The sequence below is a fragment of the Zoogloea sp. LCSB751 genome (assembly GCF_002028455.1).
Lineage (GTDB): Bacteria > Pseudomonadota > Gammaproteobacteria > Burkholderiales > Rhodocyclaceae > Zoogloea.
On sequence record NZ_MWUM01000019.1, the window covers coordinates 59,893 to 84,141 of the forward strand.

The 24,249-nt window shown below is 62.7% G+C and carries 26 protein-coding genes; 6 read left to right on the top strand and 20 right to left on the bottom strand.

Annotation, left to right across the window (positions count from 1 at the left end; translation table 11 throughout):
• Positions 1–33: 33 nt before the first annotated feature.
• The 14 genes from B4920_RS18690 to B4920_RS18755 all read right to left on the bottom strand — a co-directional run bounded on the left by B4920_RS18690 (position 34) and on the right by B4920_RS18755 (position 15,268).
• Positions 34–393, bottom strand: coding sequence for a hypothetical protein (locus tag B4920_RS18690; protein WP_139379558.1), 360 nt, complete (start codon positions 391–393; stop codon positions 34–36).
• 92 nt (positions 394–485) lie between these two features.
• On the bottom strand, positions 486–2,849 hold the full coding sequence (locus B4920_RS18695; protein WP_079436183.1) for a heavy metal translocating P-type ATPase: 2,364 nt from the start codon (positions 2,847–2,849) through the stop codon (positions 486–488).
• A 28-nt stretch (positions 2,850–2,877) separates the two neighbouring features.
• The gene (locus B4920_RS18700; protein WP_079436185.1) at positions 2,878–3,528 is read right to left on the bottom strand and encodes an isoprenylcysteine carboxylmethyltransferase family protein; all 651 of its coding nucleotides are present in this window, start codon (positions 3,526–3,528) and stop codon (positions 2,878–2,880) included.
• Positions 3,515–3,703: a DUF2933 domain-containing protein gene (locus tag B4920_RS18705; protein WP_368664732.1), complete on the bottom strand. Its 189-nt coding sequence runs from the start codon at positions 3,701–3,703 to the stop codon at positions 3,515–3,517. The genes B4920_RS18700 and B4920_RS18705 overlap by 14 nt, the downstream gene beginning before the upstream one ends.
• 186 nt (positions 3,704–3,889) lie before the next feature.
• Positions 3,890–4,294, bottom strand: a complete 405-nt coding sequence (locus B4920_RS18710; protein ID WP_161493335.1) for a YHS domain-containing protein — start codon at positions 4,292–4,294, stop codon at positions 3,890–3,892.
• 20 nt (positions 4,295–4,314) lie between these two features.
• Positions 4,315–7,449 carry an efflux RND transporter permease subunit gene (locus B4920_RS18715; RefSeq protein WP_079436191.1) on the bottom strand — a complete coding sequence of 1,045 codons (3,135 nt, stop codon included), beginning with the start codon at positions 7,447–7,449 and terminating at the stop codon, positions 4,315–4,317.
• 13 nt (positions 7,450–7,462) lie between these two features.
• Complete coding sequence (locus tag B4920_RS18720) at positions 7,463–9,082, bottom strand: efflux RND transporter periplasmic adaptor subunit (RefSeq protein ID WP_079436192.1); 1,620 nt, start codon at positions 9,080–9,082, stop codon at positions 7,463–7,465.
• A complete protein-coding gene (locus B4920_RS18725) occupies positions 9,079–10,254 on the bottom strand; it encodes a TolC family protein (protein ID WP_254050987.1) in 1,176 nt (391 codons plus the stop codon). The genes B4920_RS18720 and B4920_RS18725 overlap by 4 nt, the downstream gene beginning before the upstream one ends.
• A gap of 168 nt (positions 10,255–10,422) precedes the next feature.
• Positions 10,423–10,764 carry a copper-binding protein gene (locus B4920_RS18730; protein WP_079436196.1) on the bottom strand — a complete coding sequence of 114 codons (342 nt, stop codon included), beginning with the start codon at positions 10,762–10,764 and terminating at the stop codon, positions 10,423–10,425.
• Between the two features lie 30 nt (positions 10,765–10,794).
• Positions 10,795–11,226 carry a DUF411 domain-containing protein gene (locus B4920_RS18735; protein WP_079436198.1) on the bottom strand — a complete coding sequence of 144 codons (432 nt, stop codon included), beginning with the start codon at positions 11,224–11,226 and terminating at the stop codon, positions 10,795–10,797.
• Between the two features lie 95 nt (positions 11,227–11,321).
• Complete coding sequence (locus tag B4920_RS18740; RefSeq protein ID WP_079436199.1) at positions 11,322–12,023, bottom strand: cytochrome c; 702 nt, start codon at positions 12,021–12,023, stop codon at positions 11,322–11,324.
• A 37-nt stretch (positions 12,024–12,060) separates the two neighbouring features.
• Entirely contained in the window at positions 12,061–13,482 is a 1,422-nt protein-coding gene (locus B4920_RS18745; RefSeq protein ID WP_079436200.1) for a multicopper oxidase family protein, read from the bottom strand.
• A gap of 16 nt (positions 13,483–13,498) precedes the next feature.
• On the bottom strand, positions 13,499–14,941 hold the full coding sequence (locus B4920_RS18750) for a TolC family protein (protein ID WP_079436202.1): 1,443 nt from the start codon (positions 14,939–14,941) through the stop codon (positions 13,499–13,501).
• Between the two features lie 9 nt (positions 14,942–14,950).
• A complete protein-coding gene (locus B4920_RS18755) occupies positions 14,951–15,268 on the bottom strand; it encodes a hypothetical protein (RefSeq protein ID WP_079436203.1) in 318 nt (105 codons plus the stop codon).
• A 180-nt stretch (positions 15,269–15,448) separates the two neighbouring features.
• Here B4920_RS18755 and B4920_RS18760 point away from each other — a divergent pair, with 180 nt between their 5' ends.
• The 5 genes from B4920_RS18760 to B4920_RS18780 all read left to right on the top strand — a co-directional run bounded on the left by B4920_RS18760 (position 15,449) and on the right by B4920_RS18780 (position 18,859).
• Positions 15,449–16,132, top strand: coding sequence for a heavy metal response regulator transcription factor (locus tag B4920_RS18760; RefSeq protein WP_079436204.1), 684 nt, complete (start codon positions 15,449–15,451; stop codon positions 16,130–16,132).
• A complete protein-coding gene (locus B4920_RS18765; protein ID WP_079436205.1) occupies positions 16,132–17,568 on the top strand; it encodes a heavy metal sensor histidine kinase in 1,437 nt (478 codons plus the stop codon). Before B4920_RS18760 ends, B4920_RS18765 begins: the two co-directional genes overlap by 1 nt.
• 21 nt (positions 17,569–17,589) lie before the next feature.
• Positions 17,590–17,961, top strand: a complete 372-nt coding sequence (locus B4920_RS18770) for a hypothetical protein (RefSeq protein ID WP_139379559.1) — start codon at positions 17,590–17,592, stop codon at positions 17,959–17,961.
• A 162-nt stretch (positions 17,962–18,123) separates the two neighbouring features.
• On the top strand, positions 18,124–18,306 hold the full coding sequence (locus B4920_RS18775) for a hypothetical protein (protein ID WP_079436208.1): 183 nt from the start codon (positions 18,124–18,126) through the stop codon (positions 18,304–18,306).
• Positions 18,296–18,859 carry a GNAT family N-acetyltransferase gene (locus B4920_RS18780; RefSeq protein WP_079436210.1) on the top strand — a complete coding sequence of 188 codons (564 nt, stop codon included), beginning with the start codon at positions 18,296–18,298 and terminating at the stop codon, positions 18,857–18,859. Before B4920_RS18775 ends, B4920_RS18780 begins: the two co-directional genes overlap by 11 nt.
• 43 nt (positions 18,860–18,902) lie before the next feature.
• On the opposite strand, the gene B4920_RS18785 is transcribed toward B4920_RS18780, so the two are convergent.
• From B4920_RS18785 to merT, 5 genes are all read right to left on the bottom strand, one after another.
• A complete protein-coding gene (locus tag B4920_RS18785) occupies positions 18,903–19,178 on the bottom strand; it encodes a CopK family periplasmic copper-binding protein (RefSeq protein WP_161493336.1) in 276 nt (91 codons plus the stop codon).
• A gap of 517 nt (positions 19,179–19,695) precedes the next feature.
• On the bottom strand, positions 19,696–20,109 hold the full coding sequence (locus B4920_RS18790) for a hypothetical protein (RefSeq protein ID WP_079436212.1): 414 nt from the start codon (positions 20,107–20,109) through the stop codon (positions 19,696–19,698).
• 483 nt (positions 20,110–20,592) lie between these two features.
• On the bottom strand, positions 20,593–22,284 hold the full coding sequence (gene merA, locus B4920_RS18795; RefSeq protein ID WP_079436213.1) for a mercury(II) reductase: 1,692 nt from the start codon (positions 22,282–22,284) through the stop codon (positions 20,593–20,595).
• Between the two features lie 10 nt (positions 22,285–22,294).
• Entirely contained in the window at positions 22,295–22,561 is a 267-nt protein-coding gene (gene merP / locus B4920_RS18800; RefSeq protein ID WP_079436215.1) for a mercury resistance system periplasmic binding protein MerP, read from the bottom strand.
• A gap of 12 nt (positions 22,562–22,573) precedes the next feature.
• Positions 22,574–22,924, bottom strand: coding sequence for a mercuric ion transporter MerT (gene merT / locus B4920_RS18805; RefSeq protein ID WP_079436216.1), 351 nt, complete (start codon positions 22,922–22,924; stop codon positions 22,574–22,576).
• 71 nt (positions 22,925–22,995) lie between these two features.
• On the opposite strand from merT, the gene merR reads away from it, so the two are divergent.
• Positions 22,996–23,403, top strand: coding sequence for an Hg(II)-responsive transcriptional regulator (gene merR / locus B4920_RS18810; protein WP_079436218.1), 408 nt, complete (start codon positions 22,996–22,998; stop codon positions 23,401–23,403).
• 139 nt (positions 23,404–23,542) lie between these two features.
• On the opposite strand, the gene B4920_RS18815 is transcribed toward merR, so the two are convergent.
• Complete coding sequence (locus B4920_RS18815; protein WP_079436219.1) at positions 23,543–24,241, bottom strand: hypothetical protein; 699 nt, start codon at positions 24,239–24,241, stop codon at positions 23,543–23,545.
• Positions 24,242–24,249: the final 8 nt, after the last annotated feature.

The window sequence follows — 24,249 nt, forward strand, 5'->3', positions numbered from 1 at the left end:
CCCCGCCGCACCTCCCGCCGAGGCACCGTGCCCTCATTGGCTCAGACTGGCCGCCGCGTCGCGATGTGCCTTTTCCAGCACTCGGGCCTCCTGGGCCGCTTCCTTGAGCTTCAGCCTCAAGGCACTGCAGTGAGAGGCCCACAGCCCGGCGTCGCCCTTGGGACGCCCCGAATACGCGACAGCCATCCTGTCGTGTTGCTTCGCTTCGGCGTCGTAGCCCGCCGCCTTCTTCGCAAAGTAATCGGCGATGCGTTGATGATCCGCCGGCGTGGACGCGTTCGAGATGAACTCGGGCAGCTCCGCGACAGGGGGCGTGATCGGCGTCGAAGAACAGGCGCCCAGTGACAGGACCAGTGCGACACCCGCGAGTGTCATGCCAAGACTGCGTTTCATGATGTCACCTCCGTATGAATGTGCAGGATCAGTATGCGACTGGCCGGCTGACGCTGGCGTGACCCAAGCATTACATCGCTGTCCTCGAAATGTCAGGAAGACTGCGGGCCTGTTTCCGCGCTCCGGAGGCGCAAGGCATTCCCCACTACGCTGACCGACGACAAACTCATCGCCAGCGCCGCAATCATCGGCGAGAGCACCAGCCCATAGGCTGGATAGAGCACGCCCGCGGCAATCGGGATGCCGAGGGCGTTGTAGAGAAACGCGAAGGCCAGGTTCTGCCGCATGTTGCGGACGGTGGCCGTTGATAGCGCACGGGCCCGGGCAATACCTCGCAGGTCGCCTTTGACGAGGGTCAGCTGCGCGCTGTTCATCGCTACATCGGTGCCGGTCCCCATGGCAATGCCGACATCCGCCTTGGCGAGGGCCGGCGCGTCGTTGATACCATCGCCGGCCATCGCCACGACATGTCCTTCCCGCTGCAGTCTTTCCACCAGGGCGAGCTTGTCGGCCGGCTTGACCTCTCCGTAGACTTCGTCGATCCCAAGCTGCTGCCCCACTGCGCGTGCGGTGGTGAAACCGTCACCGGTCGCCATCACCACGCGCAGTCCGGCGGCCCGCAGGTTCGCCAGGGCTTCTGGCGTGCTCGCCTTGATCGGGTCGGAAATGGCCAGCAGGCCAATAAGGAGCCCGTCACGGGCGAGATGGATCACGCTGGCACCGCTGTGGCGAAGGGCGTCGAGCTCGGCGGTGGAGTCGAGTGCCACGCCCTCCTGTGCCATCAACGCCGCATTGCCAAGTGCCAGGCGCCGGCCTGCCACGGTGCCATGAACGCCGATGCCGCTCGCCGACTCGAACTGCTCGGCCCTGTCGAGATTCATTCCCCGCTCGCGGGCAGCCCGCACGATGGCATCGGCCAGCGGGTGCTCGCTGCCCTGGTCGAGACTGGCCGCAAGGCGAAGGATCTCGTCCTCGCCCATGCCTTGCAAGGCGATGGCCCGCTCGAAGGCGGGACGCCCTTCGGTCAGCGTGCCGGTCTTGTCGACGATCAGCGTGTCGATCCGGCGCAGATGCTCGATGGCCGCCGCATCCCGGAACAGGATGCCCTGGGTGGCGGCTTTGCCCGTGGCCACCATGATCGACATCGGCGTCGCCAGCCCGAGGGCGCAGGGGCAGGCGATGATCAGCACCGAGACCGCACTGATGAGCCCGAAGACCCAGCCTTGCTCCCCCCCGAACAGCCCCCAGGCAAAAAAGCTGGCGACGGCGATGGTGACGACGGCCAGCACGAAGTAGCCGGCCACGCTGTCGGCCAGGCGCTGCATCGGCGCCCTGGAGCGCTGGGCCTGGGCGACCATCTGGACGATCTGCGCCAGCATGGTCTGGGCGCCGACCTTTTCCGAGCGGATGACGAGGCTGCCCGAGGTGTTCAGCGTCGCACCAATCACCGTGTCCGCCACCCGCTTGCTGACCGGCAGTGGCTCACCGGTGAGCATCGACTCATCGACGGCACTGCCGCCTTCGACCACCACGCCATCCACCGGGACTTTCTCGCCCGGTCGGACTCTAAGCAGGTCACCCACATGGACGTGGTTGAGGGGAATGTCCTCCTCGCTGCCATCGGCCCCGATGCGTCTGGCGGTCTTCGGGGCCAGGCCCAGCAGGGACTTGATCGCCGCCGAGGTCTGCGAGCGGGCACGCAGTTCCAGCATCTGCCCCAGCAGCGTCAGCGAGATGATGACGGCCGCCGCTTCGAAGTACACGCCGATCCGGCCGTGGGCCATGAAGGATTCCGGGAAGAGCCCAGGCGCCAGCGTGGCGACGACGCTGTAAAGAAAGGCCGCGCCGGTACCGAGGCTGATCAGTGTCCACATGTTCGGACTGCGATGGCGGATCGACTGCGCACCGCGCACGAAGAAAGGCCCGCCGGCCCACAGGACGACGGGAATGCTGAGTACCAGCTCCACGCCGCTGAGGAGGGCCGGCGACAGGTTGCCCAGCAGATGTCCCGCCATCGCCAGCACGACCACGACCAGGGTGAGCGGCAGGCTGAACCAGAAGCGGCGCCGGAAATCCCGGTATTCGCCGGTATCGTCCTCGGCCGACAGGTCCGGCATCACCGGTTCGAGCGCCATCCCGCATTTCGGGCAGTTGCCGGGACCGATCTGGCGGACTTCCGGGTGCATCGGGCAGGTGTATTCCGCGCCGGGGTCGGTGCTCGCCGCCGAAGCCTGCGGATGGACGTAACGTGGCGGATCGGTATCGAACTGTGCTTTGCAGTGACTACTGCAGAACCGGTAGGTCGTACCTGAAAATGCGCTCTGATGCGTCGACTCGGGCGGGACCGTCATCCCGCAGACCGGATCTGTCGCATTGCCCAGGATGGCGTCGTGGGTAGCGGACAGTGAATGAGGGTGGGCATGGTCATGCCCGTGCCCGGAAGCGGCGGATTTCATGGCAGCTCCTTGTGGGTGCGCGTCTGGCTCAGTTGGGCGACCGACGCGGCTTGAAGGCCGGCCACCACCCGGGTGTCCGGCGCATGTAGTCGCGATACGCCTCGCCGAAGGTCTCCAGCGCCTGCGACTCCTCCCGCTTGGCGAGACGGACGTAGGTCACGAGCAAGACCGGAAATAGAATGAGCGTCACCAAGGTCGGCCACTGAAACAGGAAGCCGATCATGATCAGGATGAAGGCAGCGTACTGTGGATGGCGGATGCGCTCGTAAGGCCCCGTGGTTGCCAGACTCCCCGTCTTCTGCGCCTCGTAGAGCACCGGCCAGGCGTCGGCGAGCAGCCAGAAACCGCCGATGATGAAGAGACTGGACAGGATGTGGAACGGACCGAAGTGGGGATTGGCCTTCCACCCGAAAATCATTTCCGGCAGATGCCCCGCGTCATGGGAGAGCCAGTTGATCCCCGGGAAATGCTCCGTGAGCCACCCGGAGAGCAGATAGATGGTCAGAGGAAAGCCGTACATCTCGGTAAACAGCGCGACGACAAATGCCGAGAACATGCCCAGCGTGCGCCAGTCCTGTTTGCTCTTTGGCTTGAAATAGCTTGCGGCAAACAGGATGAAGAAGAGCGAATTGATGACGACCAGCGTCCACAATCCGTAATCACCGTCATGGCTGTTCATGGTGATCTCCCTTGTCTTCGGCCGCATGTCCAGGCTTGTGACCATGGTGCCCATGCATGAAGCGGTGCATCAGGGGACAGGCCAGCACCAACAGGTAGGGCAGAACGCCGAACAGATGGGCGCGGTGTTCCGCCAACAGGTAGAACAGGGCCATCGCGGCAAACAGCCACCACATCCATCGACCGCGGCGGTGATGGTAGTGGGCCTGGGCATCCGTTCCAGTTTGAGACGATTCACGGGAGTCGATCATCACGGCCTCCTAAAGTGAAGGACACACTCAGCGCGGCGTGGGCGGCCGGTTGCAGCAAGCCTGAGGCCCGCTGCGGGCCGCGTTCTGCAGTTCGTTGTGCTCGGTGAAGCGCTACAGGCTACGGCGCAGTGCGTGTAGGCCACCTTTCAGGACGATGCCTGCCGCCTGTATTTCGGCTTCGATCTGGGAAAGGGACACCCGGCGCAGGTCATAGTCGATGTGCAGCCGATCCGCCTCGGCCCGAATCGCGCTCACCCCCATCATTGCCTGGAGTCGGCGGCAGGTCTCGTCAAGGGCTGCACCCGTCGCGATGCGCAACAGGCGGCGCTTGGGCATGGCCCGAATATCCTCCCCGCGGACTGCACCGGCGAATAAGGCCGGTGCCTCCAGAAAGTGCGCCAGGCACTGGGCCGAGCAGAAATGGAAGGTCACCCCATGGTAGACCGTGGTGTGAGCGCCATCACTCACCGTCATGCCGCACACTGGGTCCCGTTGGGTTTGCGTGCGCGCGTTCATCTGAGCCTCCTTGTTTATGGCTACCCCTCCAGCCCACGTCCCAGCCGCCATTGCTTGACCAGCGCGTAGATGGCCGGGATCACGGCGAGGGTCAGGACGGTGGAGGAAATCATCCCGCCGACCATCGGTGCGGCGATGCGGCTCATCACTTCCGAGCCGGTGCCAGTGCCCCACATGATCGGCAAGAGGCCGGCCATGATCGCGACGACCGTCATCATCTTCGGGCGGACGCGCTCGACGGCGCCTTCCATCACCGCCTCGTACAGGTCGCCCACGTGGGGTGCGCGGCCTTCCTCGCGGCAGCGGGCCTTGAGCGCTTCCCAGGCGTGATCCAGGTAGATCAGCATCACCACGCCGGTCTCCGCCGCCACGCCAGCCAACGCGATGAAGCCGACCGCCACCGCGACGGACAGGTTGTAGCCGAGCAGCCACATCAGCCACACGCCACCGACCAGCGCGAAAGGCACCGACAGCATGACGATCAAGGTTTCGGTGATGCGCCGGAAGTTCAGATAGAGCAGCAGGAAGATCGTCAGCAGCGTGATCGGGATGACGATCTTCATCTTCTCGATGGCACGCTCCATGAACTCGAACTGGCCGCTCCAGGTCACGTAGTAGCCCGGTGGGAACTTGATTTGCGCGGCGACAGCCTTCTTCGCGTCGGCCACGTAGCCACCGATATCCCGGTCCCGGATATCCACGAAGATATAGGCCGATAACAAGGCATTCTCAGTGCGAATACCCGGCGTACCTTTTGCGACCGAGACCTTCGCCAACTGCCCCAGCGGCACCATCGTGCCCCCCATCGTCGGCACCAGCACCTGGCTGGCGATCTGCTGGGGATCGGAGCGCAGCTCGCGCGGGTAGCGTACGGTCACGCCAAAGCGCTCGCGCCCTTCGACGGTGGTGGTGACCATCTCGCCGCCGAGCGCACTACCGATCACATCCTGCAGGTCGCCGACGGCGAGACCGTAGCGGGCCAGCTGTTCCCGGTCGGGCTCGATGTTGAGGTAGAAGCCCCCAGTGATGCGCTCGGCGAAGGCGCTGGTGGTGCCGGGCACGGTCTTCACGACGGCCTCGATCTCTTTGGCCAGCTTCTCCATTTCAGCGAGATCCTTGCCGAAGACCTTGATGCCGATCGGCGTGCGGATGCCGGTGGACAGCATGTCGGTGCGGGCCTTGATCGGCATCGTCCAGGCATTGGCGACACCGGGGAACTGCAGGGCCTTGTCCATTTCCGATATCAGCTTGTCGGTCGTCATGCCCGGCCGCCATTCGGACAGGGGCTTGAGGTTGATGACGGTCTCGAACATTTCGACCGGGGCCGGGTCGGTCGCGGTGTTGGCGCGGCCGGCCTTGCCGAACACCGACTCGACCTCGGGGAAGCTCTTGATGATCTTGTCCTGGGTCTGCATGAGCTCGGCAGCCTTGGTGATGGACATGCCCGGCAGAGAGGCTGGCATGTAGAGCAAGGTGCCTTCGTTCAAGGTCGGCATGAACTCCGAGCCGAGACGCGAAGCTGGATAGATCGACACGCCCAAGGCCAGCACGGCCAGCACGATGGTCAACTTCTTCCAGCGCATCACCGCGGCGATGATCGGCCGGTACAGCCAGATCAGGACCCGGTTCACCGGGTTCTTGGCTTCCGGCATGATCTTGCCGCGGATGAACAGCAGCATCAGCACCGGCACCAAGGTGACGGACAGGAACGCGGCGCCGGCCATCGAGAAGGTCTTGGTGTAGGCCAGCGGCGAGAACAGGCGGCCTTCCTGGCCTTCCAGCGTGAACACCGGCAGGAAGGAGACGGTGATGATCAAGAGCGAGAAGAACAGCGCCGGGCCGACCTCCTTGCAGGCGGCCAGCATGGCTTCGAAACGTTCGGCCGTGGTGTGGCCGTCCGGCAGGCGCTCCAGGTGCTTGTGGGCGTTCTCGATCATCACGATGGCGGCGTCGATCATTGCGCCGATCGCAATGGCGATGCCACCCAGGCTCATCAGGTTGGAGTTCATGCCCAGCAGGCGCATCGCGATGAAGGCCATCAGCACGCCCACCGGCAACATCAGGATCGCCACCAGCGCGCTGCGCACATGGAGCAGGAAGACCACGCAGACTAGCGCCACGATGATCGACTCCTCGATCAGCGTGCCCTTCAGGGTCTCGATGGCCCGGTGGATCAGCTCGGAGCGGTCATAGACGGTCTGCACCGACACGCCTTCCGGCAGGCCGGGCCCGATCTCGGCGATCTTGTCCTTCAGGTTGTGGATGACCTCCAGCGCGTTCTGTCCGTAGCGGGCCATGGCGATGCCGGCCACCACCTCGCCGTCGCCGTTCAGCTCGGTGAGGCCGCGGCGTTCGTCCGGCGCCAGCTCGACGCGGGCGATGTCGCGGACCAGCACCGGCGTGCCCTTGTCAGCCTTCACCACCAGCCGTTCAATGTCCGCCTTGCCGCGCAGGTAGCCCTTGCCGCGCACCATGTACTCGGTCTCGGCCATCTCCACCACGCGGCCGCCCACGTCCCGGTTGGAGTCGCGGATCACCTGGGCGACCTTCATCAGCGGAATGCCGTAGGCGCGCAGCTTCACCGGATCGACGGTGACCTGGTAGGTTTGCACGAAGCCGCCGATGGAGGCCACCTCGGCGACGCCGTGGGCCTTGGCCAGCTGGTAGCGCAGATACCAGTCCTGGATCGTACGCAGCTCGGCAAGGGTCTTCTCCTTGGCGATCAGCGCGTATTGATAGACCCAGCCGACGCCGGTGGCGTCCGGGCCGATCTGGGGTGTCACGCCCTTGGGCATGCGGCCCGCGGCGAAGTTGAGGTATTCGAGGACCCGTGAGCGGGCCCAGTAAATGTCGGTGCCGTCTTCAAAAATGATGTAGACGAAGGACGCACCGAAGAAGGAGAAACCCCGCACCACCTTCGACTTGGGCACCGACAGCATGGCCGTGGTGAGCGGGTAGGTGACCTGGTCCTCGACCACCTGCGGCGCCTGGCCGGGGTATTCGGTGTAGACGATGACCTGCACGTCGGAGAGGTCGGGCAGCGCGTCGATGGGCGTACGCAGCACCGCAAACACCCCAGCCGCGAGAATGAACAGTGTGGCGAGCAGAACCAGAAAGCGGTTCCGGCCCGACCAGTCGATGATTTGGGCCAGCATGATGGATCCTGTGTCAGTGGCCTGCGTGGGGATTGGCAGCCGGCGCCGAAGGGGCCGCCTTGCCGGCAGGGGTTGCCGAGGTGATGACCCATTCGCCGGGCTGGCGCTCGACGAATTCAACATCCACCTTAACGCCCGGCTTCAAGGCCTGGAGCAGCGAGGGATTGGCCACCTTGAACTCCATGGTCATCGCCGGCCACTTGAGGCTGGCGACCGGGCCGTGACTCAGGCTGACCGTCCCGTCCTTGGCATCGACACTGCCCACCGTGCCTTCAGCCCGGTGCCCGGCCGCTTGGGGCGCCGCCGCAGGCTTCTCGCCGTCCTTTCCGGACTTCGGTGCTCCACCATGGCCCGAATGACCAAAGCCACCGACCGCGGCTTTCAGGTTGCTTTCCGCATCGATCAGGAAGTTGGCGGCGACAACCACCTTTTCGCCGGCCTTGACGCCATCCATCACTTCGATATGGTTCTCGCTACGACCGCCCAGCTTCACGTCCCGTGGCTCGAAACGGCCTTCGCCGTGCGCGACAAGGACGATCTGGCGGGTGCCACTGTCGATGACCGCCGAGCTCGGCACAGTCACGACCTGGCCCTTGCCCTCCACCGGTACCTCTACCTGCGCAAACATTGCGGGTTTCAACAGCTGCCCCGGGTTTGGCAACTCCACCCGAACCGCGACCGTTCGCGTTTCCGCATTCAAGGTCGGATAGACATAGCTCACCTTGCCCTCGAAGACCTTGTCCGGATAGGCATTGATGCGCACCTTGGCGAGGCTGCCGCTACGCACCAGGCCGATGTCCTGCTCGAACACGTCAGCGATGACCCACACGGACGACAGGTCGGCCACTTGATACAAGGTGTCGCCCGGCATGAAGCGCATCCCTTGCAAAGCCTTCTTCTCGGTGACGACACCGGCCACCGGGGAGCGGAAGGTCAGCGTGCGCTTGGTGGCACCCGACTTGGCAAGAGCACGGATCTGCTCTTCTGAAATGTCCCAGTTGCGCAGGCGCAGCAAGCTCGATTCGGCCAGTTGCTTCATGCCGCTCTGTGCTTCGCTGCCGGCATCCTTCAGCGCGTCGACGCCCTGGGCGGCAATGGCGTATTCCCGCTGGGCCGACACCAACTCGGGGCTGTACACCTCGAAGAGCGGCTGGCCTTGGGCGACCGGCTGGCCGGTGACATTCACATGCAGGCGCTCGACGTAGCCCTCGAACTTCGGCGAGATCGCGAAGCTGCGCCGCTCGTCGATCTCCACGCGGCCGGCGGCGCGCACCGTGCGGTCCAGGCTGCGCAACTCGGCCGCCTCGGTGCGCACGCCGAGCTTCTGGACCTTGTCGGTGCTGATCTTGATCGCGTTGGCTGCCGCGGGTTCGTCATCCGCTTCGCCTTCATAGACCGGGATGTAGTCCATCCCCATCGGATCCTTCTTGGGCGTCGGCGACGTATCCGGCAGGCCCATCGGGTTGCGGTAATACAGCAGCTTGCGCTCCTTCTTCGCGCCATCCATCGGTGCCGCCGCAACCGGACTGGCAGCGGGTTCATGGCCTGACGAAGGGCGTTGCCCGAGCCAGTAGCCGCCACCGGCAGCCAACGCAACAGCAAGGCCGACCGCAATGCCTGCGCCTGTTTTCATAGGTCTTCTCCGAGAATGCGTTCGATGTCGGCCAGGCGGATCTGTGCCTCGGCCTGGGCCTTGATTTGGGATTGCCGGGCTTGGCGAATCTGCCGCTGGGCGTCGAGCAGCGTGGCGAAGTCCACCTTGCCGGTCTCATAGCCGGCCAAGGCCGCCTTGAAAGTAAGTTCGGATTGCGGCAAGAGGCTCGTTGAGGCCAGGCTCTCGGTCCGGCGAGCCGCATCGAAACCGGACAGGTTTTCGGCCAGATCGCCCAGAACCTGATTGGCGGTCGCATCCCGGCGCGCTTTGGCGGCGGACAGCATGGCCTCGGACTCCCGCTCCTGGGCCCGGCGGCTGCCCTGCTGTAGCGGCAGGTTCAGTTCCACCATCAATTCCCATTCACGCACCGCGCCCTGGTACTGGATCGGCGAAATGCCCAGCGTGAAATCCGGGTAACGGTTCTTGTAAGTGAGTTCGCGACTCTTCTCCGCCGAGCGAATGCGGGCTTCGTCCGCGAAGATCTGCGGGTTCCTTGTCCTGGCCCGCTCTTCCAGGGTCGTCGGATCGAGCTGAGCGGGCGCGGGTAGTGTCCGCAGGCGTTCCGGGGCTGCCAAGGGCGAAGACGTCGGCCTTGCAAGAAGCGCGTTCAGGCGCGCCTGCAGTTGCCGACGTTCGTTCTGCAGGGCGACCAACTCATTTTTCATGCTGGTCTGCTCGACCTGGGCGCGGATCACGTCCTGCTGAGCGGCCAGGCCGCCGGCGTAGCGCACCTGGGCGATCTTCTCGAGACGGACCATCAGATCGAGGATTTCGCGAGTCAGCTGCTCGTTGCGATAGACGTACTGGAGTTGGGAATAGGCAGTCTTGATGCGCGCGGCCAGTTCCGCCCAGGTGCCGCTGGCACGCCCTTCGGCGCCGCGGGCATCGAGTTCAGCGATCTCCCGCTTGAGGTCCCGCTTGCCCAGCCAGGGCACGTCCTGCATCAGCAGGTAGCGCGTGCTGCCGACCTGGGCCGGCAGCAGCGCTGGATTCTGTTCGCCCATGCGCGTGATGTCGCGCAGTTCGGTACGGAACTTCGGGTCGGGCAGTGCCCCGGCAGGCACGATGCGCTCTGTGGCGGCGTCCGCTTCAAACCGCATCGCCGCGTAGTCAGGGTTGCGACTGCGGGCATAGTTCAGTAGCGAGTCCACGTCGGCGCCGATCGGGGCCTCCTGTGCCTGAGCTACCCAACTGAATGCGCCCAACAACGCGATGGCGGCACACCGCATCCGCCTGCCTCGTATTCTCATGTTCCACTCCCTGGACGGTGACGCCTGGAAGGCGGGTGCTTCCCCGCGCTTCCGACATCGCGAAGCAACTTAGTCGCGCTGCAAGTGCACGACGGTCATAGCACCGTTGATCTGCTCGGCCATGAAGTGGATGGTGTCCCCGGCCTTCACCTGATCCAGCCAGGCCGGATCCTTGACGCGAAACACCATGGTCATCCCAGGCATGCCATTGGGCAGCGGCCCGTGAGACAAAGTGAGTTTGCCGGCCGACTTATCGACCTTCTTCACAAGACCTTCGGTCATTTGAGATGCAGCCATACCGTGCCCAGCATGGTTGTGGGCCGCCGCGTCGGGCGTTTCGTTGTCCGCAAGGGCCGGCAGGCTCACGGTGCCGACAAGGGCGGCAAGGACGATTCCAAGGGTGGTTTTCATGATTTGATCCAGATGAACGCAAATGAATAATCAGTGGCGGGCAAACACGCGGCTGGAGCCATCGGCACGCACAAGCAGCGTCTCGTAGGGCATGGGCCTGGCGCTTTCCATGCCCGGTGAGCCTGGCGGCATTGAGGGGACGGCCAACCCGATGGCCTTGGGCTTCTCTTTCAGCAGGCGCTGGACATCGGCGGCCGGGACATGCCCCTCGATGAGATAGTTGCCGACCTTGGCGGTGTGGCACGAACCATAGGCTTCGGGCATACCGAGCTTCTTGCGCTGGCCCGGGACGTCCGTCACATCGTGCGCTGTCACCTCGAAGCCCTGGGCACGCAGGTGTTCAATCCATTTTCCGCAGCACCCGCAATACGGGCTCTTGTACACATCGACCTGCACCGCGGCCAGCGCCGAGCCGGCCATCAGGCTCAGTACGGACGACAAGATCAGCGTTTGCAGTTTCATGATCCGTCCTTTGGTGATTGGGATGGCTCATTCTGACAAGCGCAACCCGACGGGAAGCTGTCCCAAAAATTACATTTCAGTAATCTGGGACGGCGTCAGTGGCTATGCTTGAAGCCGGGCGGATGGGTATGGCCCTTTTTCTCCTGGGGCGACACCGAGGCGGCCTCATCGTTATGATGGCCGGCATCGTCGCTGTGATCATGATCCCCATGGTCGTCGTCATGCGCGTGCCTATCGTGATGCCCATCGAGCCCACCATGACTGTGTCCCTCGCTGGACGCCACCAGCCTCGTGTAATCGGCGGCAGTCAGCCCAGGGAGCTTCTGAACGAACGCGACTAGATCCCAGATCGCCTCATCCTCCATCCCGCCCTTGGACCAGGCCGGCATACCCGACGCCTTGATCCCGTGCTTGATGATCCAGAACTGGCGCGCCTCGGCAAATTGAGGATCGAGCAGCGCCGCCGGCTTGTCGGCCAGTTTGGGTGGCGTCGGATACAGCCCCTTGCGAATCTCCGAGTCTTCCGCACCCGGAGACAAATGGCAGCCCACGCACATCGCGTCGTAGTTGCCGGAGCCGCGGCGGACGCGTTCCGGATTCGCCAGATCGATCGGCGGCTTGATGTCTCCGGCCCGAACGGCGATGGAGCGCTCCCGGGCAAATTCCAGCAAACGGTAGGTCAGTAGGTGATGCGGCTCATCGGCCGCAATGTTGATGGCGCCGGCGTACAGGGCGATGGCGCCCGATGCTGCACTCACAGCAGCCAGCGCCACGACAGTAATCAGCGTTTTTTTCATGATGGGGCTCCTCAGTTCTCGTTATCGTGACCGCGATTCAGTGTCCGGCGTGCGGGCCTGGCTTTCGAACCTGAACTTCCGTTGCAGCAGGCTTGCCTTGTGCCGGCATGGACTGTCCTCCCTGGCTGCTGGCACGTGGAGGCTCGGCAGCGGGCCCAGTCCATTCGTAAGCACGCGTCCCAGGCGGTTGCTTGTACCAGCCGGGATCCGAGTAATCGCCGGCCTTCTGCTCGGCACGGACCTTCAGGATGGTGAACATGCCGCCCATCTCGACGGCGCCATGCGGGCCTTGGCCCGTCATCATCGGAAGCGTGTTGTCCGGCAGCGGCATTTCCATTTCCCCCATGTCAGCCATACCGCGCTCACCCATCACCATGTAGTCGGGGATGAGATCGGTGATCTGCTTGGCGGCCTCCCGGTGATCGACACCGATCATCGTCGGCACGTCATGCCCCATCGCATTCATCGTGTGGTGGCTCTTGTGACAATGGAACGCCCAGTCCCCCGGTTCGTTGGCAATGAATTCGACCTGGCGCATTTGCCCGACAGCAATGTCGGTCGTCACCTCCGGCCAGCGGCCGCCCTTGGGTGTCGGGCCACCATCCGTGCCGGTCACCGTGAATTCATGGCCATGCAGGTGAATCGGATGATTCGTCATCGTCAGGTTGCCCACGCGGATCCGCACGCGATCGTTCTGGCGCACGTTGAGGGAATCGATGCCCGGGAAGGCCCGGCTGTTGAAGGTCCACAAGTTGAAGTCGAGCATCGTATTCACCTTTGGCGTATCGCTACCCGGATCGATGTCGTAGGCGTTCAAGAGGAAGCAGAAGTCCCGGTCCACCTCGTCGATGAGCGGATTTCGCTCCTTCGGATGGGTGACCCAGAAGCCCATCATGCCCATCGCCATCTGGGTCATCTCATCCGCGTGGGGGTGATACATGAAGGTACCCGGGCGGCGTGCCACGAACTCGTAGACGAAGGTCTTGCCCGGTGGGATCTGAGGCTGGGTGAGCCCACCGACACCATCCATTCCATTGGGCAGGCGCTGTCCGTGCCAATGGATGGTGGTGTGCTCGGGCAGGCGGTTGGTGACGAAAATGCGGACCCGATCGCCTTCGACCACTTCAATGGTGGGGCCGGGGCTTTGTCCGTTGTAACCCCACAGGTGGGCATTCATCCCGGGCGCGATTTCGCGCACAACCGGTTCAGCCACCAGGTGAAACTCCTTGACCCCCTTGTTCATGCGCCATGGCAGGGTCCAACCATTGAGGGTGACCACCGGGTTGTAGGGCCGGCCTGCGCCAGTGACGCCGCGGGGAAGATGTGGCGGTGCCGTGTTCGGATCATTCTTCGTGATCAGTTCCGGCAAGGCGGCCATGGCCACCGGACTTACCGAAGCCGCGGCAACGGCACCTCCGGTCAGTCCCAGACTTTGGATGAATGCGCGACGTGATGTCATCGGATGTCCTTTTGGTTCAGTGATCCGGACGGCCGGTGCTGGCCGGTGCGGTGCGTGCGGCAGGAGCCAGGGACGGCTTACCGATCAGGGCCATCTGCAGATCGCTTTGGGCGATCCAGTAGTCACGCAAGGACTCGATGTAGCTGTTCACGCTGGTGATCTGGGAACGGGCGTCGGCCAGCAGATCGAACACCCCGATCAGCATGCCGTTGTAGCGCAGCAGGTTCTCTTCGGCGATCCGTTTGTTGAGCGGTACGATTTCGTCCCGGTAGTGCTTGGCGATATCGAAGCTGCTGCGGTATGCCGAGTAGGCTTCGCGTACTTCCGAACGGGCATTGATTGCCGCCTCGGCCGCGCGTTCGATTGCTTGCCCATAGATGGCTTCGGCCTTGGCGACCTTGCTGCCGCCAAAATCGAAGAGCGGGAGCTCGAAACTCACTTCGTAGCCGCGTTTGTAGCCACTGTCCCGCGTCCCCTCCAGGACGCGCGCCGGACCGAACTCCAGCACGTTGATGAAGCGCGTGGCCTGGGTAAGGCCAAGGTTCTTGGCCAGCGCTTCCGTTTCGAGACGGACGGCCTGGAGATCCAGCCGCTGATCAAGCGCGGTCTGTTCAACGGCCGGCTGTTCGTCGGGTGCCTTGGGCAGATCCGGCAGGCGCTCGGGGAGCTGAATCGACTGTGGCGACGGCAGACCGAGCAGCTTGGTCAAGCGTTCCCGCGCCGCGATATGGGCTTGCTCTGCGCGAGCCAGATCGAGAGCGGCTGAGGCATAGAAGCCTTGCTCACGCGCCTGCTGCAAGCGATTGAAATTACCGACCTCGGCCATCTTGCGAGCCAGTCCGGCACCCGCTTCTGCAGCTTGCCTGACTTTCCGGAGGTAACGCACCGACTCCTCCGCGGCGATCGCACCGAAGTAGGCTTTGCGCGTCTCCGAGGCCACCCGGGCAACCTCCAGCGCCGTCATGCGCTGGGTCTGGGCGAAATTCCGCTTCTCGACCTCAACGGCCATGGGCATCGTGATCAGCGCAAACAGGTTGAAGGTCAGTACCTGTTCGATCTTGAACTCGCGCACACCATTCTCGGCTCGACTGGCACGCAGCATGGAGAAATGGGGGTTGGGCAGCCGCCCGGCCTGGACCATTTCAGCTTCGCTGATGCCAAGCTCGTAGAACAACGCGCGCAGCCCGCGGTTGTTATAGATGGCGACCTGAACCGCGTCCTCCACCGTCAGCGGCTTGGTCAGCAATTCGGCGACGCGGGCATCGACCTCCTTGCGGTCCGCATCGTCTCTGGCCCAGCGGGCATCGGCGCCGATTCGGGCACGGGTCGTATCCCGGACCGTGCCGAAGCCTCCGTCCGCAGAAAAGCTGGCACAGCCGCTGAGGGTCAGCGTGCCGAGCACCAGCACGGTCAGGGTCTTGATCAGCCCCAGGGGGCGTACGGATAGGTATGAGCGCATGGCGGCCTCCTAATGATGATGGCCGGCAGGCGGCATGGCCGGCGGCGTCGGCGCCGCATCGCCCTTTTTCTGCAAAGCCTCACGGGCTTCACGAGCCTCAGCGGGCTGGTCAGGCGTGGAGGGGGCTGCATGTGCATCCATTCCGCGCTGGACCGATTCATTGGCGGCGCGCCACGGCTCGACCGGCGGTTCCGACCAGGCGTGGTAATCCGACAGGGAGGACACATACGGGGACGGGCTGGAGCTCGTCTCCAGCAAAGGCGGCGTAGCCGCCCAGACGCTGTTCATCATGGCCAGCGCCGATAGCCCGAGCAAATAGGATCGCATCGGTCTTCTCCATGGGGTCAAAAGGTAGGCTGGGAATCTGGCGTTCCCATGGCGAGCAGTGTGCGGCGCAAAAACCGACAGGAGACTGACCCACGAATTACATCTTTGTAATCTTGGGAAAAACGGAAGTGCGTTGCGCCACACTAGCGCCAGCCGTATGAGCAGGAAGCGAGGAAGACCATGAAAATACTGATCGTCGAGGACGAACCCAAAACCGGGGACTACCTTAAGCAGGGGCTGGTTGAGGCCGGCTTCAATGTGGATTTGGTCCGGGATGGCATGGACGGGCTGCATTGCGGCATGACCGAAGCCTACGACCTCATCGTGCTCGACGTGATGTTGCCGGGGCTCGATGGCTGGCGCGTCCTGCAGGCCCTGCGCAAGGCTGGCAAGGAGATGCCGATCTTGTTTCTGACCGCCAAAGACAGCGTTGATGACCGGGTCAAGGGGCTGGAGCTGGGCGCTGACGATTACCTCGTGAAGCCCTTCGCCTTCTCGGAGCTCCTGGCCCGAGTGCGCACACTGCTACGCCGTGGTGTGAAGAACAAGGAAGTCGATGCCTTGCGAGCAGCCGACCTCGAACTGGATCTCCCGCGTCGGCGTGTCACCCGAGCAGGTCGGCGGATTGATCTGACCGCCAAGGAGTTTGCCCTCCTTGAACTGTTGTTACGACGACGTGGCGAAGTGCTCCCGCGCTCGTTGATCGCATCGCAGGTATGGGACATGAACTTTGACAGCGACACCAACGTGATCGAAGTGGCCGTGCGCCGCCTTCGCGCCAAGATCGACGACGGCTTCGAGCCCAAGCTGATTCGCACTGTGCGGGGCATGGGCTATGTGCTGGAAGAACAGGAGAGCGAATAGTGCGCACGAGCATCCGCCGCAAGTCCCTGACCTTCCGCCTGACCCTTCTCTTCGCGGCGGCATCGACGGCCGTGTTACTGGTTTTGGGTTTGATCGTGGCCCAGTCCGTCGAACATCACTTCGAAGAACAGGACATGGAGGCCCTGACCGGCAAACTTGAACTGATTCGCCATGCCATGGCGAAGGTCCGCTCACCCACGGACCTGGCGGCCATTCCCCAGCAGATGGATGACTCACTGATCGGACATCACGGCCTGGTCGTCGCACTCAAGGGACCGGATGGGCGCACCCTGTTTGCGACCGAAGGCGCGCCTTTCCCTCAACCGCTGCTGGATCGTGTCAAGACGGCCGGGGTCAATCACCCCTACGTCTGGCAAGTGGATGGACAAATGCCTTTCCGGGGCATTGCGGCCGAGGTGCCGACCGGGGTGCCGTCGTGGCCGCCGGCCGTTGTCGCAGTGGCGACAGATATCTCCCATCACCGCAATTTCATGGACTCGTTCATGAGGACACTGTGGCTCGTCATCGTGGGCGGCACGGCCGCAACCGGTCTGCTCGGCTGGTTCGTCGCCCGCCGAGGCTTGGCACCTCTGCGCGAGATGAGACGGAGGGCAACGGAAGTGAGCGCCCAGCATCTTGACCAGCGCCTGCCAGTGGACACCGTGCCGGTCGAACTGGCCGAGTTGGCCGAATCCCTCAACGACATGCTGGCCCGGCTGGAGGAGTCCTTCACGCGTCTCTCGGACTTCTCGTCCGATCTGGCCCACGAACTCCGCACGCCAGTCAGCAACCTGATGACGCAAACCCAGGTGGCACTCTCGAAGACCCGCACATCAGGCGAGTACCGGGAAGTGCTGGAATCCAACGCCGAGGAGTACGAACGCCTCTCGCGCATGATCTCGGACATGCTGTTCCTGGCCAAGTCGGAAAATGGTCTCATCGTGCCAGGTCAGGAAACCTTTGATCTGGCGGACGAGGTCATGGCCCTGTTCGATTTTTACGGGGCCCTGGCCGAAGAGAACGGCGTGGCCCTCAAGCTAGAAGGTTCAGGATGGGTGACCGGAGACCGGCTGATGCTCCGACGCGCCATCGGCAACCTTCTATCCAACGCGCTTCGCTACACGCCATCGGGTGGGCACATCACCGTAACGGTCAGCGTCATATGCGACAACACCGACACCGAAATCGTCCACCTCGCCGTCGAGAACACCGGGGAGCCTATCCCGACAGAACACCTGTCCCGTCTCTTTGATCGCTTCTACCGTGTGGACGCATCGCGCCGCCATTCGGGCGATGGCGCCGGACTGGGCCTTGCGATCACCCGTTCCATCCTCCGCGCGCACCAAGGCGACATCGAGGGTCGGACGGGGGAAGACAGCAACATTTTCGAGATGTGGATACCGACATCGATCGTCACGCCCCACAGCGCGGACTGATCCGTTTGCAGGCTCACGGCCATGATCTGCTCAGATGCATTCTCTTCATCAAACGACCTTTTGCTTGAAGCGACGAGTCGTCGCCTGAAGGCCCTCGGACTGCAAACGCTCCAGGCGACGGATTCGGGAGACGCCGAGACGGTCACGGCCTTGTTTGCCCAGTTCATCGACTGCGCGTATCGCAGCTACGCGTTAGAGGAGCGCTGGCTCAAGGCCTGTGCGAGCCCTGATCGGGAAGCCCATCTTCGGGAACACACCTACCTGATCGAACTGACCGCCGAGCTCTACATGAACCTCATGGACGATGACCGACGGACCTGCGCTTCAATACGTCAGGTACTGCAGGAGGCCTTCCTGCCGCACATTACTGTCCGGGACCGCGGCTCATACTGAACCACCACACTGTGGCTTCATGAGCGGAGTGCGCTATCTGCCGGATATATCCAGTGGATACATTCTCTTTTTTGATCTAGTATCCGAGTGCCTTCCCGCCGCGTGGAAGGCGTTCTTACGTACTGTGCCCTTACCATGAAACACTCTGCCCGCAGCCTTCTTATGAAGAAACACGCTTCGTCCCTCAAGGCGAAGAAGCGGCTTGTCGTGTCCGTGGAGTCTGTCCGGCCGACTCAGGCTGTTCAGGAGCGCGCGGTACATCTGGCCGCTGCGGCTCGGCGCGCCAAAGAAGCCCACTTCCTCGACAAGTACCGGATCGCGCTGCCCCCGGCTGATGCTGCCTGAAGAGGGCTATGGCTACCTCCCGATCACGGAGGTGGAGCCCGCGACCCTTGGGGCATTCACCTGCGGAAAGCCTCGGCTGGACGAGTTCCTGACCACACAGGCGCGGGCCTTGCATGAAGCCAGACTGGGCTTCACCAACGTGGTCTTCCATCAGCAGTTCGAAGGTCCAGTCGGCTACTTCACGCTCGCCAACGACGCGATCAAGCTCAACGACTCCGAGAAGTTCGAATTGGGGTTCGGTGAGCACATCGAACTTGCTGCCTTTCCCGCCGTCAAGATCGGGCGACTTGCGGTCCATCAGGATCTGCAACGCAGGGGAGTGGGCGGCGCCTTGATGGCACTCCTCCTCGGTGACATTCTCAATACGGCGGGCTTGTCTGCTGCGCGATTGATCGTCGTCGATGCGGACAACGACGACGCAGTTCTCTGCTTCTACGAAAAGCTCGGTTTCGAGACCAGTCTGTGGGCGGAAGACATGGCCAAGAACCACACTAAGAAGCGCGCTCCCGCCGCCACGATCAAGATGCACCGGGACGTTTTCAAGGGCCTCTGAACGCGAGTTGAAGCGGATGGTCCGAAGACCATCCGCTACCACCTCAGAACTTCGGGTTCAGCGTTCCCTTTTCGGTGATTGTCTTCCACAGGGCATCGTTCTTCATCACGTACTTGGCTCCGTCCTTGGCTTCCATCGTCACACCGTTCCGCATCTTGACGCGATTGCCGGCGGCGTCGATATGAACCATCGTCCCGTCCTTTCGCACGAAGACTTTGCCACCATCCTTGAGTTCAATGGTCTGTGCCGTGACCCGCTCGCCGGCGGCCAAAGCGGACAGTGAGACAGCCAGTAACAAGGGTATCAACAGCTTGCGCATGATCATTCTCCTTCGCATGGATTAGATTGATTGCATTTGCTTTTCTGGGTCGATCTATCACATTTGAATCACCTCCATTTCCGATTCAGGGTTGAGGTGACACCGCCACCGCAGGTCGGCCGAGATCACGAACAGTGATCGGAGCGGCACGGTGATCATGTCGCCAAACCTTGAAACAGGCCGGCAGCCATCGCCATCTCGCAGAGGCAGCGGGGATGACCAGCGTTCGGAGCCAGCAAGAGGAGGCCTGAGCCAAGCTCAGGGCCTTGGCCGACATCCAGCATATGTCGAGCCTCGGTACTGGGGACCGCGGTGCCTAAGGCCAGTGCAAGAGCGAAACAAACGAAGCCAATGGACAGCGCGGAGCGAGTCGGCGAACACGGAGCCTCCAGACATGGAAACGAATCAGCTCGGGCGAATCCCCATGCGAGCGAGCCTAAAGGTCACAAGCGCGGGGGAGCAGAACCGTTGTGCTGTATCGACCGCTCAGGTCGTCAGCACAGTGTCGTCGGGAGGCCTAAATGCGGAAGCAGCAGTGCAAGATGGCGTGCGGTGGGAACGACTCAGCGAGGAAGTTGGCTAAGGCGGCAGGCGGGAACCGGAAATTCAGCTCGGATGCTGTGGAAACGACATAGAGGCTGGTCAGCAGAATTGCAGGCAGCGTCGGGATCTGCGTCTGATCATTCAACTGACCAAAATGGGCATGTTCGGTGCAAAGATTGGGGTTAGCCATGTCCGGTCGCTCCATCCCGTCACAACAGGCGGGTATGTCCATGGATGGGTTGTCGTCCGAGGACATGATGGATACCGATACTTGATTCAATCCAACCGGAGAGGACTGAGGACAGGCATACGACGCAACCGCCATTTGCGCGAACAGAAATACCCCAATCAACAGATGACAGATTAGTTGTTTGAAGTGGCGGGTCATGGTTAACACGCCACAGCGTCAGGCTGACGACGTCCGTTGGCATCGGGCTCACTTTGATCGAGGTCTGCGCCTCCCAAACGGAACCTGCTGCAAGTGCTGCGATGATCGGATGAGACCATGGCATTAGTGCGCCAACACAACGCTCGGCAAGGTTTTCCAGCGTGGAGACTATCGCCCTCCACTGATTGATTGGCTCGAGAATTTCGGCGTCGCCGGGTCATTTCACACCACACATGAAAGCACAACTCATTTTCACTTAATGAAGTCTAGTTCAGACAATGTCGGGGGACCACCACCGAATCCAGCTAAGATTGTTTGCAAACGCGTCAACTGGGTATTTGCCTTCGGTCAGATAGGGCGGGCATCCGGCGCGTCCAGCGCCCGGCACTACCGCGTCAGCGGGGCCAGGCGGATCCCCGCATGAGAAGGCCGCCGGCACGAAACACAGCCGCGGCAGAGCATCCACATCGAACACCCCAGTTCTCACCCGGCGCAGCAGGACAGTTGCTTCACGTCCTTACTGAAGGTCTGCGCCGCGAGCTTGAGTCCCTCAACCATGGTCAGATAGGGAAACAACTGGTCGGCCAGCGCCTGCACGGTCATCCGGTGGCAGATCGCCAGCGCCGCCGTCTGGATCAGCTCGCCCGCTTCTGGGGCTACCGCCTGTACACCGATCAGCCGCCCCGTGCCGACCTCGGCGACCAGCTTGATGAAGCCGCGCGTATCAAAGTTTGCGAGCGCCCTTGGCACATTGTCGAGCGAGAGCGTTCGGCTGTCGGTCTCAATGCCGTCGTGCTGTGCCTCCACTTCGCTGTAACCCACTGTCGCTACTTGTGGATCGGTGAATACCACCGCCGGCATCGTTGTTAGGTCCAGCACCGCGTCGCCGCCGGTCATGTTGATCGCGGCGCGTGTGCCGGCCGCCGCTGCCACATAGACGAATTGTGGCTGGGCGGTGCAGTCACCGGCTGCGTAGATGTGCGGCGCGCTGGTGCACATGGCGCGGTCGATGACGATGGCCCCTTGCGCATTGACCTCGACGCCTGCCGTATCGAGATTGAGGCTGCGGGTGTTCGGTGCGCGGCCGGTGGCGATCAGCAGCTTGTCGGCGCGCACGTCCCCGTGTCCGGTGGTGAGCATGAATTCCCCGTCAGCATAGACGACCTTGCTCGCCTGGGTGTGCTCTAGAACCTCGATGCCCTCGGCGCGGAAGGTGGCCGTAATGGCTTCGCCAATGGCCGGGTCTTCACGGAAGAACAGCGTGCTGCGCGCCAGGATCGTGACCTGGCTGCCCAGGCGGGCGAAGGCTTGCGCCAGCTCGACCGCGACCACGGACGAGCCAATTACGACCAGCCGCTCGGGAATGCGGTCGCTTGTCAGCGCCTCGGTGGAGGTCCAGTAAGGCGTGTCCTTCAAGCCGGGGATTGGCGGGGTCGCGGGGTTGGCCCCGGTAGCGATGAGGCAGCGTTCGAAGCTCACCTCGTGCGTGCCACCGTCACCAGTCGCTACGATCAGCGTACGCACGTCCTTGAAACGGGCTTCGCCACGCAGCATGGTGATGGCCGGGGTGCTCGCCAGGATGCCCTCGTACTTGGCGTGGCGCAGTTCTTCTACTCGGCCATGCTGCTGGGCCAGCAGCCGCTCGCGCAGCACGATCGGCGCTGCGGTAGGCAGACCTTCATCGAACGGGCTTTCGCGGCGCAGATGCGCAATGTGTGCGGCGCGGATCATGATCTTGGAGGGCACACAACCGACATTGACGCAGGTGCCACCGATAGTGCCGCGTTCGATGAGCGTAACGCGCGCTCCACGTTCCACGGCCTTCAAGGCCGCCGCCATCGCCGCACCGCCGCTGCCGATCACGGCGACATGCAGCATCTGCTCGCTGCCACCGCGCTTCGTATCGCCGCCCAGCCAACCCATCGCCTTGTCCAACAGTCCGCCGGTCAGTTTGCCTGCCGAGTCGGCAATCCGTGCGCGGTAGCCAAGCTCTGTCACGGTCGCGACCAACGGGTCCAAGCTCATGTCCGCGTCCATGTCGATCTCGGCCCGTCCTTGCGGATAGGACACTGAGGCCGAGCGCACACCGGGCACGTTCCCCAGAGCCTCCTGGATATGCTCGGCGCACGACGTGCACGTCATGCCATCGATGTGGAAGGCGATTGTTTCGGCCATGATGGCGTCCTCACTGCTTGACGGTAGCGGGGTAGCCCGCGTTTGCCATGGTCTTGGTCAAGGCTTCGGCGTTGGTCTTTGCGTCGTCGAAGGTGACGATGGCTATCCGATTTTCGTAGCGCACTTCGGCCTTTTTCACGCCGTCCACCTTGGTAAGTACTTTCTTGACCGTGATTGGGCACGCGGCGCAGGTCATACCGGGCACAGACAGGGTGATGGTTTGGGATGCAGCCCAGGCAGGGGGGCTCAGGGTGATCAGGATTGCGAGTTTTTTCATGACAATATTCTTTCAGTAGAACAGCGGCAGGACGTAGGGAAAAACGAGGGCAACCAAGACCAAGGTGGCCACGATCCAGAAGATCGCCCTGTAGGCCTTCGCCACCCGCGGCACGGCACACACCTCACCCGGCTTGCAGGCATGAACCGGGCGGAAGATGCTGCGCCAGGCGGAAAACAGTGCGATGAGCGCCGCACCGATGAAGAACGGTCGGTACGGTTCCAGCACGGTCAGATTGCCGATCCAGGCACCCGAGAAGCCGAGCGCGACCAGCACGAGCGGGCCGAGGCAGCAGGTCGAGGCGAGGACGGCCGCTACGCCGCCGGTCGCCAGTGCGCCACGGCCGTTCTTGGGTTCCAACATCAGGTTCTCCTTCCGGGATTTCGCTTGATGTTGTAACGTTATTTCCGTAGTCAACTACGGAGTCAAGCGCCATGGAGAACGCTTCGGAGAACCTGACCATCGGGGCCTTCGCCAAAGCAGGCGGGGTCAATGTGGAGACGATCCGCTTCTATCAACGCAAGGGCCTGCTGCCGGAGCCGGAGCGGCCGTATGGACGCATCCGCCGCTATGGGCAGACGGACGTGGCGCGGGTGAAGTTTGTGAAATCAGCCCAGCGCTTGGGGTTCAGCCTGGAGGAAATCAGCCAACTCCTGAGGCTGGAGGACGGCACGCATTGCGGCGAGGCGGCTGAATTGGCTGCTCTACGCCTGGCTGATGTACGTGCCCGCCTAGCAGACCTCAAGCAAATGGAGGTGGCGCTGTCGAAGTTGGTGAGCGAGTGCAACGCGCACCACGGCAATGTCTCCTGCCCACTGATCGCGGCTTTGCACTGCTGCTAGGTCAAAAGCCGTCGCGCGCCTTAGCGTACGATTTTTCCGTTTCGTGAGCTGCGTGGGTCAGGTGATCGCGGACTAGAGACTCCACGGCCCCCATGTACGTCATCAAGGACCTCTACACGCGTCAGCTGCGACTGACAGGCTACCCCCTCCCGTGAAACGCCTCCAAGTAGGTCGACCATACGCCGTTGAGGAGTTGCCGGTAGCGATGTATGTCGCCCGGACGAACGAAAAGGTCCTGCCCGAAGAGCGGCGTCCCGATGTCCGGTTTATGGACAATGACCGTCGGGTCATCGAGCGCATCCTGCTCCCAATCAGCCAGAAAAAGATGGGGCGCAGCCGCATAGAGTTCTTGAGCCGACGTGCCATCTCCGTGTTTGACGGTATTGGCCAGCAGACGGAGTTCATCCAGGCCAGAACGCTGGTCCATGCTCAGGACCGGATCCGGGAGCGTCTTGTCCCACGCTTTGAGCACATCGGGCCCGAACTTGAGCGGCTTTTGGTGTAGGACTCGAACGTGGAACGCCCGGACTTGCTGCTCAAACAGGTGGTAGAGACTGACCGCGAACATGTTCTGAAGCCCCTGGCGCAAATCGAGAACGATGTCGAAATGCGCTAACGACGCTTCGAAAGCAGCCTCATGAGCCATTTGCGGATCGAGCCAGTTGCCATCGTTGGCACACTCACGGCTCGCTCGGTACGCCTCCTGTTGAAGCGCCTCGACTTCCGCGTGTACGGAGTCAAAGGTCGGCAGGAGGCGCACCGTCAAGGTCTCGACAAGTCGGTCAATCTGATTGCGGTACAGCTGTCGGTAATGTTCCAGTTCCCAGTGAGTCAGCATCGCCGTCC